Here is a 1,777-nt window from a genome sequence, read left to right on the forward strand (position 1 = left end):
GGGCCGACGGCGCCGCCGACCGCGAGCCCCGCACCGGCCTCGAACGCGACCTTTGCGCCGTCGCCGCCGACGTCCTGGGCCTGCCCTCGGTCGGCGTGCACGACGACTTCTTCGCCCTGGGGGGCCACTCCCTCTCCGCCGCCCGCGCCGCCAACCGGGTGCGCGCCGCTCTCGGCGCGGACGTCACCGTGCGCGACGTCTTCGACGCCCCCACCCCCGCCCGCCTGGCCGCCCGCATCGCGGAGCGCGGCGAGGCCGTCGGCGGCACCAGGCCCGCGCTGACCGCGCGCACCGGTCCCGCGCCCGCCGAGGTCCCCGCCTCGGCCGAGCAGGTCCGACTGTGGCTGCTCGACGGGATGGGCTCCGGATCCGACGCCTACAACGTGCCGTGGGCCCTGCGCATCGAGGGGGACCTGGACGCCGATGCCCTGAACGCCGCCCTGCGCGACGTCCTCGTCCGCCACGCCGTCCTGCGCACCCGCCTGGTGCCCGCGCCGGGCGGCGCCGAGCCGGTGCAGCGCGTCCTCGCCCCCGAGGACCTGCCGCAGCGCGTCCTGCGCATCGACGGCGCCCCCGCCGAAGAGGTGCCCGCGCGCGCAGGGCGGGCCGCCAGCGAGCCGTTCGACCTGGCCGCCGACCTGCCCGCACGCTTCACCCTCTTCCGCACCGGCGCGGCCGAGCACCTGCTGCTCGCGGTCTTCCACCACGCCGCCGTGGACGAATGGTCGCAGGGGCCCTTCCTCCGCGACCTCGACACCGCCTACCGGGCCCGTTCCGCCGGGGCCGCCCCCGACTGGGCGCCGCTTCCCGTCCAGTACACCGACTACGCCCTCTGGCAGCGGGAGCTGCTCGGGTCGCAGGACGACCCGGACAGCAGGGCCGTGCGCCAGCGCGAGTTCTGGCGCCGTGCCCTGGACGGTCTCCCCGAGGAGATCGCCCTGCCCGCCGACCGGCCCCGCCCCGCGGCCCCCGCGGCCGCCGGGGGAGTGGTCCGCTTCGCCGTCCCCGCCGAGCTGCGCCGTGCCGCCGACGCGCTCGCCGCGGCATCCGGCGCCACCCGGTTCATGGTGCTGCGCTCGGCCTTGGCGGTGCTGCTGCACCGGATGGGCGCGGGCGACGACATCCCCCTGGGAACGCCGGTGACCGGCCGCTCGGACGAGGCGCTGCACGACGCGGTCGGAATGTTCCTCAACACCATGGTGCTGCGCACCGACCTGTCGGGCGATCCCGGATTCGCCGCCCTCCTGGAGCGGGTGCGCGCCGCCGACCTGGCCGCCCACGGCAACGCCGACCTGCCCTTCGAGGACGTGGTGGACGCCGTCGACCCGGTGCGGGCACCCGGGCGCAACCCGCTGTTCCAGGTGATGGTCTCCCAGCAGACCCGCCCCGACGGCGCCGAGGACCTGTTCGGGCTCCGCACGCGCCTGGACGACCAGGTGATCGACAGCGCCAAGTTCGACCTGGAGTTCGCGTTCATCGAGCGCCCCGGCCGCGACGGCCTGGACGCCGTGGTCCGCTACGCCTCCGCCCTGTTCGACCGGGCCACCGTCGAGGACGTGGCCGAGCGCTTCACCCGGCTGCTGGGCGCGCTCGTGGCCGACCCGCGCCGCCCCGTCTCGGCGGCGGAGGTGCTGCTGCCGCGCGAGCGCCGGTCTCTGGAGACGGCCCGGTCGGCCATGGCGCGTCCGGTGCGGAATCGGACGTTGGCGGGTCTGGTGTCGGAGGGGGCGGTGGATCCGTCGGCGGTGGCGGTGGTGGCGCCTGACGGTACGGAGCT

Annotated in this window: 1 protein-coding gene; it reads left to right on the forward strand. The window is 76.9% G+C overall.

Annotation, left to right across the window (positions count from 1 at the left end; translation table 11 throughout):
- Positions 1 to 95 precede the first annotated feature (95 nt).
- Positions 96 to 1,777, forward strand: a 1,682-nt coding sequence (locus tag D476_RS35110) for a condensation domain-containing protein (RefSeq protein WP_239648865.1), incomplete at its 3' end; no start/stop codon positions are given.

Origin of the sequence: Nocardiopsis chromatogenes YIM 90109 (genome assembly GCF_000341185.1) — a bacterium.
Taxonomy (GTDB): Bacteria; Actinomycetota; Actinomycetes; order Streptosporangiales; family Streptosporangiaceae; genus Nocardiopsis_A; species Nocardiopsis_A chromatogenes.